Source organism: Phenylobacterium parvum (assembly GCF_003150835.1).
Lineage (GTDB): Bacteria > Pseudomonadota > Alphaproteobacteria > Caulobacterales > Caulobacteraceae > Phenylobacterium > Phenylobacterium parvum.
Genome location: NZ_CP029479.1, coordinates 628,754 through 644,928, shown reverse-complemented (window position 1 = coordinate 644,928; position 16,175 = coordinate 628,754). Strand labels below are relative to the sequence as shown.

The following is a 16,175-nucleotide window of genomic DNA, read 5'->3' as shown; positions in this document are numbered from 1 at the left end:
TGAACTTCCGGAGATGCGCAGGACACGCGCATTGAGGACGGCGTTGGGCCTGGCAGTCGCCCTAGCGCTGGCGGCCTGCAGCGGCGGCCAGCCGCCGGTGGCGCCCACCGCCCGGGCGGCGGCGGAGGGACGCCTGGTCCTTCAGCTCCGGACCGTCCAGGACCTGAAGCCGGTCTCGGCCGAGCTGACGACCCGGGACATGGCCGAGGCCAGGTCGCGGATCGGCGGATTGCTGGTCAGCCTTTCGGTGAAGGAAGGTGATCTCGTCCGGCGGGGACAGCCCATCGCCCTGGTGCGGGATGACCGGATCGGCCTCCTGACGGGCGCCTACGACGCCCAGGCCGCGGCTGCATCGGCGGAAGCCGCCCGGGCGGAGGCCGACCTTGGCCGGATCCGGACCCTCTTTGACCAGGGCGTCTACGCCCAGGCCAGGCTGGACCAGGCGGAGGCGCAGGCCAAGGCGGCCCGCGCCCAGCTGTCGGCGGCGAGGGCGCAGCGCGCCGCCAGCGCCGAACTGGGCGCCCAGGGCGCTATATTGGCGCCGGCGGACGGCCGGGTGCTGCTGGCGGACACGCCGGTCGGCTCAGTGGTCTCGGCCGGCCAGAGCCTGGCCCGCATCACGGCGGGCCCACCCGTCATCCGCATCTCCCTGCCCGAAGCCCAGGCCCGCGCCCTTAAGCCGGGCGACATCGTCCGGCTGGCGCCGGAGGACCTGGACGGACAGACCTCGGAAGGGATCATCACGGAGGTCTATCCCTCCGTCGGTGGCGGCCAGACCACGGCGGACGTCAGCGCGCCCCGACTGCCCGTCGACGCCGTCGGCCGCCGGGTGCGCGCCTGGGTATCGCTGGGACAGCGTCAAGCCCTGGTGCTTCCTCGCAGCCATGTCGCGACCCGATACGGGATCGACTACGTCGCCCTGGTGCGGGCGGACGGTTCGGCCGGCGAGATCCCCGTGCAGACGGCGCCCGGTCCTTCCGCGGCTGAGGTCGAGATTCTGTCCGGCCTGAAGGCTGGCGACGTCGTCGCACCGGCGGGAGCGACTCGATGAAACTCGGCCTCTCCGGCGCCCTGACCCGGGCGACCATCGCCTCACCCCTCACGCCCCTGTTCCTGCTGGCGGCGATCGCGGTCGGCCTCCTGGCCCTGGTCTCCATTCCCCGGGAGGAGGAGCCTCAGATCAGCGTGCCCATGGTGGACATCCTGGTCGCCGCCCCCGGACTCAAGGCGGCCGACGCCGTGGAACTGGTGGGAAAGCCCCTCGAGACCATCGTCAAGAGCGCGGCGGACGTGGAGCACGTCTACACCTTCGCCAATGACGACCAGGTGCTGGTGACCGCCCGGTTCCGGGTGGGCGTGGACCCGGACGCCGCCGCCGTCCGCATCCATGAAAAGGTCCGCGCCAACTATGATCGGATCCCCGCCGGTATACCTGAGCCTCTGATCCAGACCCGGGGCATCAACGACGTCCCCACCGTGGTGCTCACCCTTACGCCCCGGCCCGGCGACGAGGCCCGCTGGACAGACCAGACCCTGTACGAGATCGCCGGCAAGCTGCGGACTGAGATCGCCAAGGTCGAGGACGTCGGCCTGACCTTCATCGTCGGTGGGCGGCCTGAGGAAATCCGGATTGAGCCCGACCCGGCGCGGATGACGGCCCGGGGGGTCACCCTTGGCGCCCTTACCGAAGCCCTCAGGCAGGCGAACCGCAGCTTTCCGGCCGGCAGCCTCCGCGAAGCCGGCCAGGCTATTGATTTGGCCGCAGGGCGGACCCTGTCCAGCGCCGCCGAGGCGGGCATGGTCACGGTCACCTCAGCGGGCGGCGCCCCGGTTCTGGTCCGGGATGTCGCTAACGTCGTCCAGGCGCCCCGCGAGGACCAGGCGAGGGTCTGGCGAATGGCCTCGGTGGACGGCGCTTGGCGGGAAGCCCCGGCGGTCAGCCTCGCCATCGCCAAGCGCAAGGGCGCCAACGCCGTCGTCGTCTCCCACGCCATCCACCAGCGGGTCGAGAGCCTGAAGGGGGGCCTGCTGCCAGCCAACCTGGAGGTCGCGGTGACCCGGGATTACGGCGAGACCGCCAACGAGAAGGCCAATGAACTCCTGTTCCACCTGGGGCTGGCGACCCTCTCCATCGTGGTCCTGATCGGCCTTACAATCGGCTGGCGGGAAGCCGGTGTCACCGCCGTGGTGATCCCCACGACCATCCTGCTGACCCTCTTCGCCTCGAACCTCATGGGCTACACCATCAACCGGGTCAGCCTGTTCGCCCTGATCTTCTCCATCGGAATCCTCGTCGACGACGCGATCGTGATGATCGAGAACATCGCCCGGCACTGGGCGATGAATGACGGCAGGAGCCGGGTCGACGCCGCTGTCGAGGCCGTGGCCGAGGTGGGCAATCCCACTGTGGTCGCCACACTGACCGTGGTCTCCGCCCTGTTGCCCATGCTGTTCGTCTCAGGCCTGATGGGACCCTATATGGCACCGATCCCGGTCAACGCCTCGGCGGCCATGGTCTTCTCCTTCTTCGTGGCGGTGGTCATCGCGCCCTGGCTGGTGGTGCGTTTCGCCCGGAAGGTCCTGGCGGACAAACCGGGGGGCCATGGCCACGAGGCCGAGGGCCGCCTGGGCGCCCTATACAGGCGCATGGCCGGAAGGGTCATCGCCACCCGCGCCAGCGCCTGGCGCTTCCTGATCGGTGTGGGGCTGGCGACCTTGCTGGCGTGCGCCATGTTCGCCACCAAGACCGTGACGGTGAAGCTCCTGCCCTTCGACAACAAGTCTGAGCTTCAGGTGGTGCTGGACATGCCCGAGGGCAGCTCCCTCGAGGCCACGGGACGGGCCCTGGCCGACGCCGCACTTGTGACCCGCAGCCTTGAAGAGGTCACCGCCATCGAGGCCTACGCGGGGACCGCCTCGCCGTTCAATTTCAACGGCCTGGTCCGGCACTATTACCTGCGCAACCGGCCCGAACAGGGCGACCTGTCGGTCACGCTGAAGCCCAAGGGGGAGCGGTCGCGCAACAGCCACGCCGTCGCCCTGGACCTTCGTCGCCGACTCGCAGGGCTGGACCTGCCGGCCGGCGCCAGCCTGAAGGTGGTCGAGGCGCCGCCCGGCCCGCCGGTGATGGCAACCCTTCTGGCGGAGGTCTACGGGGCCGATCCCGCCCAACGCCGGGCGACCGCCGAGCGGGTCAAGGCGGCCTTCTCCAGCGTGCCCTACATCGTCGACATCGATGACAGCTGGGGACAGCCTCGCCCCCGCCTGTCCCTCACGACCAACCGGGAGCGGATGGAGGCCCTGGGAGTCCAGGAGCGGGAAATCCACGATAGCCTGGGCGCCGCCCTGGGCGGCCAGGTGGTCGGCTACGCGCACCGCGGCGAGGGACGGGACCCGCTGGAGATCGCCGTACGACTGCCCCAGTCCGCACGGACCTGGGGCGGGTCGCTGGCCTCCCTTCCGGTGGCCCATGGTCCCGGCGGGCGGCTGGTTGAGCTCGGCGAGGTGACCCGCGCCGAACAGACCCTGGGCTCCACCGCCATATTCCGGCGCGACGGAAGGGACGTCGACATGGTGATGGCGGAGCTGGCGGGCGCCTACGAGGCGCCCATCTACGGCCTCATGGCGGTGGACAAGGCGCTGAAGTCGGCGGACTGGGGGGACCTTCCCAGGCCAGACATCCGGCTCCATGACCAGCCGGACGACGAAACCCGGCCGACCGTACTCTGGGATGGCGAGTGGGAGATCACCTGGGTGACCTTCCGGGACATGGGCGCAGCCTTCGGCGTCGCCATCCTGGGTATCTATGTCCTTGTGGTGGCGCAGTTCAAAAGCTTCAAGCTGCCGCTGGTGATCCTTACCCCCATTCCCCTGACCCTGGTGGGGATCGTGGTCGGGCACATCCTGTTCCGCGCGCCCTTCACAGCCACGTCGATGATCGGCTTCATCGCCCTGGCGGGGATCATCGTTCGCAATTCGATCCTGCTGGTGGACTTCATCCGCCACACGCCAAGGGAGGGCCGGTCGCTTCGGGAGGTGCTTCTGGAGGCCGGCGCCATCCGGTTCCGGCCTATCGTCCTGACGGCGGCGGCGGCGATGATCGGGGCGGCGGTCATCCTGTTCGACCCGATCTTCCAGGGCCTGGCCATCTCCTTGCTCTTCGGCCTCGCCTCCTCCACCCTGCTGACTGTTCTGGTCATCCCGGCGATCTACATCGTCCTGCGCGATGACGAATTACCCCTCGTCAAGGGAGACACGGCGTGACCGACCTTGCGCCCCAATTTCGGATCGCCGACCTCCAGGCCCGGGCGGGGGCGGCGGCGCGCCTCCTGAAGCTGATGGCCAATGAGCAGAGACTGCAGCTGCTCTGCCGCCTTGCGGATGGAGAGGCGCCGGTCGGGGAGCTGGCCGCCTGCGTCGGCCTCACGGCGTCAGCCACCAGCCAGCACCTGGCGCGGATGCGGGCGGAGAACCTCGTGGCCACGCGCCGGGACGCCCAGACCATCTTCTACCGGCTTGCCGACCCCGCGGCGGAGCGGGTGCTGGAGACCCTGTGCGACGTCTTCGGGGGCCCGGCTCACGGCGGGCGCTGACGCCGCCCTCGATCCGGGGCAGGATGGGGGCATGAAGCTCGTCCAGTCCGGAAATCGCCGCATCCTCTTCATCATGGCCGCCCCGCCGGAGTACGGCCCGGCCCTGCGCGCCCGCTTCACGCCCCTGATGACGGGGGTGGGGCCGGTGGAGGCGGGGCTGGCGGTCGGCGCCGCCCTGGCCAGGCTGGAGGCGAGCGGGCAGACCCCGGACGTGGCCGTGTGCCTTGGCTCGGCCGGATCGCGGACGCTTGAGCAGACCGGGGTCTACCAGGTGGCCAGCGTGAGCTATCGCGACATCGACGCCTCGCCCCTGGGAATCCCTGCGGGACTGACGCCCTACCTCGACCTGCCCCGGGAGCTGCCGCTGACGGTGCTGCTGCCGGACCTGCCGACGGTGCGCCTGTCCACGGGCGGGGCAGTGATCTCGGGGGCCGCCTACGACGCCATCGACGCCGACATGGTGGACATGGAGACCTTCGCCGTCGCCCGCGCCTGCATGGCCCACGGCGTGCCCCTGGCGGGCCTGCGCGGCGTGTCGGACGGGGCCGAGGACCTGCGCCACATGGACGACTGGAAGGCCTATCTCCACGTCATCGACGAGAAGCTCGCGGGGGTGGTGGACCGGATCCTGGCGCTGGCGGACTGAAGGAGACCTAGGGGTGGCTGGACAGAAGACGGGAAAGTCGGCGAAGGCGGCGCCCGGGCGGATCGCCGAGGGGCGGCACGCCGAGATCAAGGCCCGACACCGGGCGCTGAGGGCTGACCTGCCGACCGCCATCGACCTCAAGGTACACCGGGCGCTGAGCTGGCTGGACCGGGCCGAACAGGAAACCGAGGACGAGGACACCCGTTTCATCCTGCTCTGGATCGGCTTCAACGCCGCCTATGCGAGACGGATTGACGAGAGCTTCTCCAGCGAACAGGGGCGCTTCAAGGCCTTCTTCCGAAAGCTGGTCGACCTGGACGAGAAGGGCCGCATCTACGCCGTACTGTGGTCGCGGTTCTCGAATGAGATCCGGACGCTGCTGGTCAATCCCTACGTCTTCCCGGACTTCTGGCGGCACCACAATGGCGAGCCGGGATTCGCCGACTGGCGCGCGCGGCTCGAGGACGACCGCCGGGAAACCCTGAGACTTCTGGGCAAGCAGGAAACGCGGGAGGTGCTGGGTCCGATCTTTGAACGCCTCTATGTGCTCAGGAACCAGCTTGTGCACGGCGGGGCCACCTGGAACGGTCGGGTGAACCGCGATCAGGTCCGGGACGGCGCCGCCCTGCTCGGCCGCCTGCTTCCTGCATTCATCGAGATCATGATGGACCACCCGCGCCGGGATTGGGGGGAACCCTTCTATCCGGTCGTCCAGGCCTAGGTCGGAAACCGACCGCAGGCGGGTCTTGACTGGCGTAGGGTCAGCCTTTCGAAATGGCTTCAAAGTCCCCCGCCAGCGGGGATCGCACGGGACGGAAGACGCATGAACCTCGATTTCTCCGACGACCAGAAGCAGCTGCAGGACCAGATCCGCCGGTTCCTGTCCGAGAAGTGCACCCCGGCGGTGGTCCGCAGCGGGCTTGAGGGCGGCGAGCCCTTCAGCCGAGAGCTCTATCGCGGCCTGGGCGAGATGGGGGTGCTGGGCGTCGCCATCCCTGAGGCCTATGGCGGCGTCGGCCTGTCGCACCTGGAGCTCTGCCTGGCCGCCGAGGAACTGGGCCGGGCCCTCGCCCCCGTGCCCGTCGCCTCGTCCATCTACCTGGCCGCCGAATTCCTGCTGCAGGCGGGTACCGAGGCGCAGAAGAAGGCCTGGCTGCCCCGGCTCGCCAGCGGCGAGGCCGTCGGGACCTTCGCCTTCGTCGAGGGCCAGGGCCGGATGACCGCCGACAAGGTCGCCGCCGCCGCGCGCGATGGCCGGCTGACTGGCGCCAAGTCCCCCGTGGCTGACGGCGACATCGCCGACCTCGCCATCGTCGCCGCCCGCTCGGGCGCCGGCCGGGGAGAGGCGGCCATCAGCCTCTTCGTCGTCGACCTGAACGGTCCCGGCGTGACCCGTGAGACCCTGGCCTCCATCGACCCCACCCGCAGCCAGGCGCGCCTGGCCTTCGACGGCGCCCCGGCCGAGCGCCTCGGCGGCGAGGGCGAGGGATGGGCCATCGCCAGCCAGGTCATGGACCGGGCCGCCATCCTGATGGCCTTCGAGCAGGTGGGCGGCGCCGACCGGGCCCTGGAGATGGCCCGGGACTACGCCCTGGACCGCATGGCCTTCGGCCGGCAGATCGGCTCCTTCCAGGCCATCAAGCACATGCTGGCGGACATGTACGTCTCGGCCACCCTGGCCCGGTCGAACTGCTACTACGGCGCCTGGGCCCTGGCCTCGGGCAGTTCGGAGCTGCCGGTCGCCGCCGCCACGGCGCGGGTCTCGGCCACCCAGGCCTTCCAGCACTGCGCCAAGAACAACATCCAGGTCCACGGCGGCATGGGCTTCACCTGGGCCTTTGACTGCCACCTCTTCTACCGGCGCTCCAATGCGCTGGCCCTCGCCCTCGGGTCGCTCTCGACCTGGGAAGACATGCTCATCACGCGCCTGCAGGGCGCCAACACCCAAGCCGCCTGAAGGAGTCCCGACCATGGATTTCGAAGACACGCCCGAGGAAGCCGCCTTCCGCGCCGAAGCCCGCGCCTGGATCGACGCCAATGCGCCCAAGCACCTTGAAGCCGAGCTGAAGCGCGCCGGCTTCGCCTCCAGCGGCATCGACAGCGAAGACCCGATGGAGGCCAGCAAGGCCTGGCAGAAAAAGAAGGCCGAGGCCGGCTGGGCCTGCCTGCACTGGCCCAAGGAATACGGCGGCGCCGCCCGCACCCCGATCGAGCGGGTGATCTGGGGCCAGGAAGAAGGGATCTACGGCTCCCTCTCCAGCCCCTTCATCATCGGCCACGGCATGTGCGGCCCGACCGTCATGGACTGGGCCTCCGAGGACCACAAGCGCCGGCTCCTGCCGCCCCTGGCCTCGGGCGAGGAGATCTGGTGCCAGCTCTTCTCCGAGCCCGCCGGGGGCTCGGACCTGGCCGGCCTGCGCACCAGCGCGGTCAAGGCCGATGACAGCTCCGGCGACTGGATCATCAACGGCCAGAAGATCTGGACCAGCGGCGCCCAGCACTCGCAGTGGGGCCTGCTGATCACCCGGACCAACCCGGATGCGCCCAAGCACAAGGGCCTGACCATGTTCTTCCTGAGCATGTCGACCCCGGGCGTCGAGGTGCGGCCGATCAAGCAGGCCAATGGCCAGTCGGGCTTCAACGAGGTCTACTTCACCGACGTGCGCATCCCGGACGACCAGCGCCTGGGCGCCGTGGGCCAGGGCTGGGAGGTCTCGCTGACCACCCTGATGAACGAGCGCCTCTCCATCGGCTCGGGCATGTCGACGGGCTTCCCCGAGCTGTTCGAGTTCTGCCTGGAGGCGGAGATCGACGGCCGGCCGGCGGTGGACGACGCCTCGGTCCGCTCGCGCCTGGCCCAGTTCGCCGTGAAGCAGTCCGGACTGAAGTACACCGGCATGCGGGCCATCACCGCCCTGTCCAAGGGCCAGACCCCGGGTCCGGAGAACTCCATCGGCAAGCTGGTGGCCGGCGCCACCATGCAGGAGCTGGCCATGTTCGCCCTGGACATCCAGGGGCAGTCCGGCGCGATCCAGGATGAGTCCTCGCCGATGAACGCCCGGTTCCAGCAGATGCTGCTGCGCTCGCCCGCCACCCGCATCGAGGGCGGTTCGGACGAGATCCTGCGCAACATTATCGGCGAGCGGGTCCTGGGCCTGCCCGGCGACATCCGCGTCGACAAGGACGTTGCGTTCCGCGACATTCCCACGAGTGGGCGGAAATAGACCCGGCCCGACAGGAGACGCCTCATGCCCCGGCTTCGCGGACTGCATCACCTGGCCTTCAGCACCACCGACATGAAGGGGCAGATCGCCTTCTTCAGCGAGGTGCTGGGCATGCGGCTGACCGCCCTGTTCTGGATGCACGGGGTGCCGGGCGCCTGGCACGGGTTCCTGGAGCTGGACGACAACGCCTCGGTGGCCTTCGTCGCCATGCCCGACAACGCCAAGGGCAAGAGCGAGCTGGGCTCCAGCCACGCGGCCCATGGGGGCGGCGCCTCTGCACCCGGGACCATGCAGCACGTGGCCTTCAACGTGGAGTCGATGGAAGACCTCATGGCCTTCCGCAACCGCATCCGCCAGAACGGCGTCCCGGTCTTCGGGCCGGTGGACCATGGCTTCTGCCAGTCGATCTATTTCGCCGGGCCCGAAGGTCTGAACCTGGAGATCTCCACCTCGGTGAACCCGCCCGACCCGGACGAGTGGATCGACCCGGAGGTCGTCGCCCTGGCGGGCATCTCCGCAGAGGAGCTGGCCGCCTTCCGCAGCCCGCCCGCCGGCCCGGGCGCCAGGCCCGAGACGCCGCAACCGGCCTTCGATCCCGCAAAGCCGCACCTGAAGTACCCGCCGGCGCTCTACGAAAAGCTGCTGGAGATGCCTGACGAGGTCTATGTGGCCCGGGCCTCCTACAACGAGCCGCCGGCGCGCAAACTCGCGGCGGACCCGGCGGAATGAGCGCACGCCCGGCCGTCACCCGGACGCCGATCACCATCGTCTCGCGCGATCCCTCCGCCTTCAAGGACACCTATGGCGGCGCCGTGGGCCTGGTGGCGACGGGCGCCACCCTGATCCGGCCGGAAACGCCCTCCGACACGGTCCTGGTCACCATGCATCCCATCGGCGGGACCGGCGGCCTGCCGGTCATGCGGCTCTTCGCCGAGGCCGGCGTCCACGTCCTGGCCGCCGACAGCCGCTACCGGGGCGTCGACAACGCCCTGATCATGGAGAAGGTCGCCCTGGACCTGGGCGCCGCGGTGCGCCACGCCCGGGAGAAGCTGGGCTACGCTAACATCATCCTTCTGGGCTGGAGCGGCGGCGGCGCCCTGTCGGCCTTCTACCAGGCCGAGGCCGAGCAGCCCTCCATCACCCACACGCCGGCGGGAGACCCCCTGTCACTGGTGGACGCAGTCCTGGTCCCGGCGGACGGGATCATCCTGATGGCCGCCCATGTTTCCCGGCACGGGACCCTGACGGAGTGGCTGGACGCCTCGATCCAGGACGAGGTCGATCCCGAACGGCGCGATCCCGAGCTGGACCTATATGGCCAGGTGGTGCGCCCGCCCTACTCCGAGGCCTTCCTGGCCCGCTACCGGGAGGCCCAGACGGCGCGGAACCGCCGCATCACCGCCTGGGTGAAGGCGAAACTGGACCACCTTCGAAAGACAGGGCGTCCGGATGAGGAGTTCGGCTTCGTGGTCCATGGCACCATGGCCGATCCCCGCTGGCTGGATCCGGCGGTGGACCCCAACGATCGGGCGCCGGGCGTCTGTTACCTGGGCGATCCCCGCATCGTGAACATGAGCCCCATCGGCCTCGCCCGATTCTCGACCCTGCGCAGCTGGCTCTCGCAGTGGAGCCTGGACGACGCCCGGGCCGACGCCCCGGCCTGCCTGGCGCGGGTGAAGGCGCCCGTCCTGGTGATCAACAACAGCGCCGATGACGCCTGCACGCCCAGCCACGCCCAGCGGCTGTTCGACGCTGTCGCCCACGAGGACCGGCGCTTCCATGAAATTGCAGGCGCAAGCCACTACTACCAGGACCAGCCCGAGCTGGGCGCCCAGGCCGTCGGCCTGGTTAAGGCCTGGCTCGAAGACCACGGTTTCAGGATCTGACGGCCGAAGGGCCCAGGAAAGAGGACGACATGCAGTTCGACGAGGTTGTGAAGGGCCGGCGGAGCATCCGCGGCTTCAAGCCGGAGCCGGTGCCCAAGGCCGTGATCCGCGAGGTGCTGGAGCTGGCCATGCGCGCGCCCTCCTCGCTGAATACCCAGCCCTGGAACTTCTATGTCGTCTCGGGCCCGGTCCTGGACGCCATCCGCGCAGGAAACACCGAGCGCAACCTGGCCGGCGTGCCGGACTCCCGCGAATTCCGCAGCCACGGCGCCTACGACGGGGTGCACAGGGAACGTCAGATCGAGATCGCCAAGCAGCTGTTCGCGGCCATGGACATCGAGCGCGAGGACAAGGCGAAGCGACAGGACTGGGTGCTGCGGGGCTTCCGCCAGTTCGACGCCCCGGTTTCCATCGTGGTCACCTACGACCGGTCGATCCACGGCGGCGACATCGGCCCCTTCGACTGCGGCGCGGTGACCAACTGCCTGGTCAACGCCGCCTGGTCCCGGGGCCTGGGCTGCGTGATCAACAGCCAGGGCATCATGCAGTCGCCCGTGGTGCGCGAGCACGCCGGCATCCCCGACGACCAGGTCATCATGATCTGCGTCGCCATGGGCTGGCCCGATGACAGCTTCCCCGCCAACGCCGTGGTCTCAAACCGCAAGTCGGTGGACGAAGCGGCGGTCTTCATCGGCTTCGAGGGGGAGTGAGGCGGGCTGGCCCCGTCCGCAGCGCCCCGATTTGACAGGGCCCGTCCGCGGCCCCACCTCAGCCGGGCCAAACCGACCGAACCGGAGACCCCGCCATGCCCGTCGCCATGTCGCCCCCGCCCATCGACATCGGGATCCCCGAGGCCGAGCGCCGCCGGATCGCCGAGGGCCTCTCGGCCCTGCTTGCGGACAGCTACACCCTCTACCTGATGACCCATAACTTCCACTGGAACGTGACCGGGCCGCAGTTCAACAGCCTGCACGCCATGTTCATGGGCCAGTACACCGAGCAGTGGTCGGCCATTGACGTCATCGCCGAACGCATCCGCGCCCTCGGCTTCCCCGCGCCGGGGACCTACGCCGAGTTCGCGCGCCTGACCTCGATCCATGAGCCCGAGGGCGTGCCGGACGCCAACGAGATGGTCCGACAGCTGGTGGTCGCCCAGGAGGCCACGGCCCGGACGGCCCGAAACCTCTTCCCGGTGGTCGACGCCGCCCGCGACCAGCCCACCGCGGATGTCCTGACCCAGCGCATCAACGTCCACGAGAAGACCGCCTGGATGTTGCGCAGCCTGCTGGAGGCCTGATGGCCGGCGCCGCCCCGCCACCGCCCCTGACCGCCCTGGTCGTCGGGGCCGGGGTGGGCGGGCTGACCACGGCCCTGGCCCTTGCCCGGACCGGCGTCGCCGTGACCGTGGTCGAGCAGGCCGGAACGCTTGGCGAAGTCGGCGCGGGCCTGCAGGTTTCGCCCAACGCTTCCCGGGCGCTCTTCAGCCTGGGACTTGAGGCCGGCCTCTCCGCCCAGGCCTTTCGGCCGGAAGCGGTTGAGGCCCGGGGGTGGCGGCGGGGCCAGACGATCAGCCGGGCGCCCCTGGGCGACGCCGCCCTGCAGAAGTACGGCTTTCCCTACCTCCACATGCATCGGGCGGACCTTGTCGCCGTCCTCGGCGCGGCCTGCGAGGCCGAGCCGCGCATCACCCTGCGCCTCGGCCAGGCGGTCGCCGCCTGCCCCCGCGACGGGACGCCCGCTCTGGTCCTGGCCTCTGGCGAGCGGCTGGAGGCGGACGTCTTGGTGGGCGCCGACGGCATCCGTAGCCTCGTCCGCCAGGCCCTGTTCGGGCCGGCGGCGCCGCGCTTCACGGGCAATGTCGCCTGGCGGGGGCTGGTCCCGGCCGAGAAGCTCAAGGAGGCCGGCATCGGGCCCGTGGCCAGCCTCTGGATGGGGCCTGGCGCCCACTTCGTGCACTACTACGTCCGGGGCGGGACCCTGGTGAATTTCGTCGGGGTGGTCGAGCGGGACGACTGGCGCGAAGAGTCCTGGTCCAGCCGGGGCACGGCGGAGGACCTTCGGCGGGACTTCGCGGGCTGGCACCCGACGGTGCGGCGGATCGTCGAGGCTGCGCCGGAGGACGCCTGCTTCCGCTGGGCCCTCTTCGACCGGGATCCCCTGCCGAAATGGAGCCGCGGCGCTGTGACCCTGCTGGGCGATGCCTGCCACCCCACCCTGCCCTTCATGGCCCAGGGCGCCTGCATGGCCATCGAGGACGCCGCCGTCCTGGCCGCCTGCCTGTCGGGTCGCGCCGTGAATGAGGTTCCTGCAGCCCTGGAGCGCTATGAGGCCCTTCGCCGTCCGAGGACCGCCGCCATCCAGGCGGGATCGCGCCGGAACGCTGCAATCTACCACCTGCGCCCACCCTTCAGCTGGGCCCGCAACCTCGCGATGCAGGCGGGCCTGGGCATGGGTTCGACGATGGACGACCTCTACAGCTACGACGCCCTGGCGGCGGCGGGCGAGCACTAACCCCGGCGACCGTTGCGGTCCCGGGCCATGAGGTTAGTCTGACGAAAAGTCCGGGGGGCATGGAATGACGCGCAGACTCCTGCTGGCCATACTGGCCGTGCTGCTGGCCGCCAAGGGCCCCGCCCTGGCCCTGCCCCGCGCCTCGACGGCCACCACGCCCATCGCCACCCTCGAACGGCGGCCCGAGACCCGGCTGGTGATGGAGGCCTACATGCCCAACATCACGAAGCATCCCGCCTACCCGCGGTTCTCCGGCATGTCGCTGAAGCAACTTCAGGAAAGGGACCCGAGGATCACGGATCAGACCCTGGATCGGATCGACGCAGCCCTCGCCGCCGCCCAGGCGCCGCCGTCGGTCGGGACAACCCCCATCTTCCTGCTGGCCGGAAGTCCGTCGACCCGAGCCGTGCTGGACTCCCATTTCCCGGGCCTCGTGGCGCATCCAAACTATCCGAGGTTCCGTTTCCTGAGCCTGAAGGAACTCCAGGGGTTCGATCCGAGGATCACGGACGCGATGCTCGCAGCGACCCAGTCCAGCCTGGACGCGACGCAGGCGCCAGCGGCGCCCGCCCCCTGATCGCCGGACCTCCGGGCCCCACCTCTTCAAACTGTCACGGTTCCGGGCCAGTCTCCCCGGACGTCCCAGGAGCCTCCCAATGATCACCGCCCTGCTCGCGGCCGCACTCTCCATTTCCGCCGGATGCGATCTGGAGCGACCCTCAGGCGCACCCGGATGCACCCGGGCCGAGGTCGACGCCCTGCCCATGACGGCCATGCAGGTCGTGGGAACCCACAACAGCTACAAGCAGGCCATCGCCCCGGCCGAGATGAAGCTGCTGAGGGCGATGAGCCCGAGGACGGCCGACAGCCTCGACTACAGCCATCCGGCCCTGACCGAACAGCTGGCGGCGGGCGCCCGGCAGCTGGAGCTGGACCTGGTGCGCGACCCTGAAGGCGGTCGGTGGACGCGACCCCTGGGGCTCCGGATGGCGGGCGGCGGCGACTACGACGCCGGGCCCATGGCCCAGCCGGGGCTGAAGGTCATGCATGTGCCGGACATCGACTACCGCAGCGTCTGCCCCACCTTCCGGGCCTGCCTGGAGGAGGTGCGCACCTGGTCAGCCCGGCATCCGGACCACCTGCCGATCCTGATCATGATGAACCTGAAGGACGAGCAGATCAGCGTTCCGGGGGCGACGCGCCTCCTGCCCTTTGATGCGGCTGGCATGGACGAGGTGGATGAGGAGGTCCGGGCCGTATTCGGGGATGGTCGGCTGATCACGCCGGACGGGATCCGGGGCGAGCGCCCGACCCTGGCGGCGGCGGTCCAAGCCGGGGGCTGGCCCTCCCTCAGGGCGGCGCGGGGCAAGGTCTTCTTCGCCATCGACGAGGGGGCGGCCAAGGTGGCGCTCTACAGCCGCGGGCGGCCCTCGCTGGAGGGACGCGCGGCGTTCGTGAACACCGACAGGCTCGACGCGCCCTACGCCGCCTACATCACGCTGAATGATCCCGGGAAGGACGCTGCGCGCATCGCCGAGGCCCGTCGCCAGGGCATGATCGTGCGCACCCGGGCCGACGCCGACACGGCGGAAGCCCGGACCGGCGAAACGGGCCGCCGGGAAGCCGCATTCGCCTCGGGCGCCAGCTATGTCTCGACGGACTACATGAAGCCCGACCTGAGGCATGGAGACTATCAGGTCGACTTGCCGGGCGGCGGCGTCGGGCGAAGGTCGCCTGACGTCAGGCCATGAAGCCGAGGTCGCGAAGGGAGAAGTTGCCGAGGTTTGGGAAGATGGTCAGCAACTGGGCGTCGGTCAGTCCGAACCATTTCCCGAGGGTCGCCCCCAGCTGGTAGACCGAGGTCGTCGGCACCAGGATGTTGCCGCTCATGTTGGGATTGCTGAAGCCCGTCCGGTCGACCCCGACCGTCGGGAACTGGCCGAACATGTCCCGACCCCGGACTGCGCCGCCCATGATGAACTGGTGTCCGCCCCAGGCGTGGTCGGTGCCGTCGCCATTCGAACTGAAGGTCCGGCTGAAGTCGGACATGGTGAAGGTGGTCACCGCCCCGCGCATGTTCAGTCCGCCGACATTGCCCAGCACCCCGTCGAAATAGGCCATGGCGTGCGCCACCTTGCCGAGGAGGTTGGTATGGGTGGGGTTCTGCAGGTCATGGGTGTCGAAGCCGCCCAGGCCGACAAAGAAGACCTGCCGGGTCACCCCAAGGACCGGGGCCGCGGCCACGGAACGGGCGACGGTCATCAACTGGGTGGCCAGGGTGTTGGCCTCGACCAGGCCGGTGACGGGGTTCACATAGGGGGAAGGCGCGGGGATGGCCGCCGCAGAGGTGGTGGCGAAGGCTGAGTTCAGGGCCTGCGCCGAATCCATCGCCCGGCGGGTCATGGCGGCGTGGTCCTGGGCGAAGAGGCTGAGGCCCGAGGTGTCGCGGATGGACTCCGAGAGGGCCTGGGCGGCGACGGCCGAGCCATAGAGCGTACTGGCCGCAGCCGCCGTCGGCTGGATCGCGGGCTGGGCCGCCGTCGAGATCTGGTACTGGACCGCCGTCGCGCCGGACAGGAAGACGGCGTTTCCATTGGCCGAGACCGCGGTGAAGACCGAGTTGGAGCCATTCTGGGCCAGCATGGTGTCGGCCATCAGGCCGCCCCAGCCCCGCTGGGCCCCCTCGGCCGCCCCGGACTGCCAGATTGACTGCTGGTCGTTGTGGGACATCAGGTTCAGGGGAAGGGGAACGCTGCGCGCGACGTACTGGGCCTTGGTCGTGGGGGTGATAAGGGGCCCCACATTGGCCACCACGGCCAGGCGGCCGGCGTTCCAGGGACTGGCGGCGCCCTGGACGAGAGGCGCCATGGCCGGATGCAGGCCGAAGGTACGGGTCGAGGCGGCTGTCCCTGCGGGGATCGGGTTCGGGGTCTGGGGCGTGATGGGCAGGACCCCGCCCAGGAACTCGGGCGTGCTTCGGGTCACGGTCCGAGCGGTCACCGGCGAGACGCTGCCGACCGCCGCCGCCGGCGTGCCGGGCGGCATCAGGGCGATCGGGTCATTGCCGGTGTTGCGGGCCAGGAAATAGCGGTTCCAGGAGTCCGTGTCGGTCGCAAGGACCATGTTGTGGCTGTCGTTCCCACCGAAGAGGAAGATGCAGACAAGGGCCTTGTAGCCAGTGGGGGCGGACTGGGCCGCCGCCGAACCCAGGGTCGCCATCTGGAGGGCGAAGGGCGCGGCGACCCCAAGGGGCGCCGCCGCGGCCATCATCTTCAGAAAATGCCGCCGGGACGCAGGGGAGTGGCGCATCAGACGG

At 69.9% G+C, this 16,175-nt stretch carries 15 protein-coding genes; 14 read left to right on the top strand and 1 reads right to left on the bottom strand.

What is annotated here, in order from left to right; translation table 11 throughout:
- The first annotated feature begins 43 nt into the window (after positions 1 to 43).
- From HYN04_RS03055 to HYN04_RS02990, 14 genes are all read left to right on the top strand, one after another.
- Positions 44 to 1,051, top strand: coding sequence for an efflux RND transporter periplasmic adaptor subunit (locus tag HYN04_RS03055; protein ID WP_241962678.1), 1,008 nt, complete (start codon positions 44 to 46; stop codon positions 1,049 to 1,051).
- Positions 1,048 to 4,263, top strand: a complete 3,216-nt coding sequence (locus tag HYN04_RS03050; RefSeq protein ID WP_110449396.1) for an efflux RND transporter permease subunit — start codon at positions 1,048 to 1,050, stop codon at positions 4,261 to 4,263. The genes HYN04_RS03055 and HYN04_RS03050 overlap by 4 nt, the downstream gene beginning before the upstream one ends.
- A complete protein-coding gene (locus HYN04_RS03045; protein WP_162599518.1) occupies positions 4,260 to 4,592 on the top strand; it encodes an ArsR/SmtB family transcription factor in 333 nt (110 codons plus the stop codon). Before HYN04_RS03050 ends, HYN04_RS03045 begins: the two co-directional genes overlap by 4 nt.
- Positions 4,593 to 4,623: 31 nt before the next feature.
- Positions 4,624 to 5,238: a 5'-methylthioadenosine/S-adenosylhomocysteine nucleosidase gene (locus HYN04_RS03040; RefSeq protein ID WP_110449395.1), complete on the top strand. Its 615-nt coding sequence runs from the start codon at positions 4,624 to 4,626 to the stop codon at positions 5,236 to 5,238.
- 13 nt (positions 5,239 to 5,251) lie between these two features.
- Complete coding sequence (locus HYN04_RS03035) at positions 5,252 to 5,959, top strand: HEPN domain-containing protein (protein ID WP_199285987.1); 708 nt, start codon at positions 5,252 to 5,254, stop codon at positions 5,957 to 5,959.
- Between the two features lie 102 nt (positions 5,960 to 6,061).
- Complete coding sequence (locus tag HYN04_RS03030) at positions 6,062 to 7,195, top strand: acyl-CoA dehydrogenase family protein (protein ID WP_110449394.1); 1,134 nt, start codon at positions 6,062 to 6,064, stop codon at positions 7,193 to 7,195.
- 13 nt (positions 7,196 to 7,208) lie between these two features.
- Positions 7,209 to 8,462: an acyl-CoA dehydrogenase family protein gene (locus HYN04_RS03025; RefSeq protein ID WP_110449393.1), complete on the top strand. Its 1,254-nt coding sequence runs from the start codon at positions 7,209 to 7,211 to the stop codon at positions 8,460 to 8,462.
- A 24-nt stretch (positions 8,463 to 8,486) separates the two neighbouring features.
- Positions 8,487 to 9,191 carry a VOC family protein gene (locus HYN04_RS03020; protein ID WP_110449392.1) on the top strand — a complete coding sequence of 235 codons (705 nt, stop codon included), beginning with the start codon at positions 8,487 to 8,489 and terminating at the stop codon, positions 9,189 to 9,191.
- On the top strand, positions 9,188 to 10,348 hold the full coding sequence (locus tag HYN04_RS03015) for an alpha/beta hydrolase family protein (protein ID WP_110449391.1): 1,161 nt from the start codon (positions 9,188 to 9,190) through the stop codon (positions 10,346 to 10,348). The genes HYN04_RS03020 and HYN04_RS03015 overlap by 4 nt, the downstream gene beginning before the upstream one ends.
- 29 nt (positions 10,349 to 10,377) lie before the next feature.
- Complete coding sequence (locus HYN04_RS03010) at positions 10,378 to 11,058, top strand: nitroreductase (RefSeq protein ID WP_110449390.1); 681 nt, start codon at positions 10,378 to 10,380, stop codon at positions 11,056 to 11,058.
- A gap of 95 nt (positions 11,059 to 11,153) precedes the next feature.
- Positions 11,154 to 11,645 (top strand): Dps family protein, encoded by a 492-nt coding sequence (locus tag HYN04_RS03005; RefSeq protein WP_110449389.1) that lies wholly within the window; start codon positions 11,154 to 11,156, stop codon positions 11,643 to 11,645.
- The gene (locus HYN04_RS03000) at positions 11,645 to 12,859 is read left to right on the top strand and encodes an FAD-dependent monooxygenase (protein ID WP_110449388.1); all 1,215 of its coding nucleotides are present in this window, start codon (positions 11,645 to 11,647) and stop codon (positions 12,857 to 12,859) included. The genes HYN04_RS03005 and HYN04_RS03000 overlap by 1 nt, the downstream gene beginning before the upstream one ends.
- Before the next feature lie 64 nt (positions 12,860 to 12,923).
- On the top strand, positions 12,924 to 13,436 hold the full coding sequence (locus HYN04_RS02995) for a hypothetical protein (protein ID WP_110449387.1): 513 nt from the start codon (positions 12,924 to 12,926) through the stop codon (positions 13,434 to 13,436).
- Between the two features lie 79 nt (positions 13,437 to 13,515).
- A complete protein-coding gene (locus tag HYN04_RS02990) occupies positions 13,516 to 14,610 on the top strand; it encodes a phosphatidylinositol-specific phospholipase C1-like protein (protein ID WP_110449386.1) in 1,095 nt (364 codons plus the stop codon).
- Here HYN04_RS02990 and HYN04_RS02985 read toward each other — a convergent pair.
- A complete protein-coding gene (locus HYN04_RS02985; RefSeq protein WP_110449385.1) occupies positions 14,600 to 16,168 on the bottom strand; it encodes a DUF1501 domain-containing protein in 1,569 nt (522 codons plus the stop codon). The genes HYN04_RS02990 and HYN04_RS02985 overlap by 11 nt on opposite strands.
- Between the last annotated feature and the right edge of the window lie 7 nt (positions 16,169 to 16,175).

Bases quoted from the DNA above. Each gene is read 5' to 3' on its own strand.
- HYN04_RS03005 (WP_110449389.1), top strand. From the start codon at position 11,154: ATGCCCGTCGCCATGTCGCCCCCGCCCATCGACATCGGGATCCCCGAG.
- HYN04_RS03010 (WP_110449390.1), top strand. From the start codon at position 10,378: ATGCAGTTCGACGAGGTTGTGAAGGGCCGGCGGAGCATCCGCGGCTTC.
- HYN04_RS03030 (WP_110449394.1), top strand. From the start codon at position 6,062: ATGAACCTCGATTTCTCCGACGACCAGAAGCAGCTGCAGGACCAGATC.
- HYN04_RS03050 (WP_110449396.1), top strand. From the start codon at position 1,048: ATGAAACTCGGCCTCTCCGGCGCCCTGACCCGGGCGACCATCGCCTCA.
- HYN04_RS02995 (WP_110449387.1), top strand. From the start codon at position 12,924: ATGACGCGCAGACTCCTGCTGGCCATACTGGCCGTGCTGCTGGCCGCC.
- HYN04_RS03020 (WP_110449392.1), top strand. From the start codon at position 8,487: ATGCCCCGGCTTCGCGGACTGCATCACCTGGCCTTCAGCACCACCGAC.
- HYN04_RS03000 (WP_110449388.1), top strand. From the start codon at position 11,645: ATGGCCGGCGCCGCCCCGCCACCGCCCCTGACCGCCCTGGTCGTCGGG.
- HYN04_RS03015 (WP_110449391.1), top strand. From the start codon at position 9,188: ATGAGCGCACGCCCGGCCGTCACCCGGACGCCGATCACCATCGTCTCG.
- HYN04_RS02985 (WP_110449385.1), bottom strand. From the start codon at position 16,168: ATGCGCCACTCCCCTGCGTCCCGGCGGCATTTTCTGAAGATGATGGCC.
- HYN04_RS03040 (WP_110449395.1), top strand. From the start codon at position 4,624: ATGAAGCTCGTCCAGTCCGGAAATCGCCGCATCCTCTTCATCATGGCC.
- HYN04_RS02990 (WP_110449386.1), top strand. From the start codon at position 13,516: ATGATCACCGCCCTGCTCGCGGCCGCACTCTCCATTTCCGCCGGATGC.
- HYN04_RS03025 (WP_110449393.1), top strand. From the start codon at position 7,209: ATGGATTTCGAAGACACGCCCGAGGAAGCCGCCTTCCGCGCCGAAGCC.